We start from the raw sequence: 505 nt of genomic DNA, 5'->3' as shown, positions 1-505 counted from the left end.
GCAAAAGAGTCCAACGCTTTTTATCGCCGTAACCTGGCCGCCGGGCAAAAAGGTCTTTCCGTTGCGTTTGACCTTGTCACCCACCGATCGCCGCAGTACACTGGCAATCGATATGAAACGCAGGCATTACCGTCAGGTAGACGTCATCGTCACGCAGTGCACACTGCCAGGCGGAGTAATATCCAGCGAAGCGCAGGTTGTAATGGGTAATCACCACACCTTTCGGTCGGGAGGTGGTGCCGGAGGTGAAGAGAATTTCCGCCGTATCGTCAGTCGATAGCGGCGGTGCATAGCACAAGGTGGCAGGTTGTTGATTTTTCAGTTGAGTAAACGAACTCACGCCATCATCAGCGGGAAGTGCCACATCTGTCAGGCAAATGTGCCGCAATTGAGTGGCATCTTCCTGCTGAATCTGTTGATACATAGGATAGAATTGCGCACTGGTTACCAGCAGGCACGCCTGGCTATTTTGCAGGATCCACGCGCTTTCCTCGCGTAACAGGCG

The 505-nt window shown here is 53.5% G+C and carries 1 protein-coding gene and 1 pseudogene; one reads left to right on the top strand and one right to left on the bottom strand.

Features of this window, described 5'->3' with window-relative positions:
• Positions 1–87 (top strand): annotated as a pseudogene (locus ACYVAA_RS23100) (methylmalonyl-CoA mutase family protein); the annotation flags it as partial.
• Here the strand turns inward: ACYVAA_RS23100 and ACYVAA_RS23095 are convergent.
• Positions 77–502: an AMP-binding protein gene (locus tag ACYVAA_RS23095; protein ID WP_460546480.1), complete on the bottom strand. Its 426-nt coding sequence runs from the start codon at positions 500–502 to the stop codon at positions 77–79. The pseudogene ACYVAA_RS23100 and the gene ACYVAA_RS23095 sit on opposite strands and share 11 nt — an antisense overlap.
• Positions 503–505: the final 3 nt, after the last annotated feature.

It is taken from the genome of Echinicola sediminis, assembly GCF_054777495.1.
Note: the sequence above shows the minus strand (reverse complement) of the source record. Positions and strands in the feature narration are given on the sequence as shown.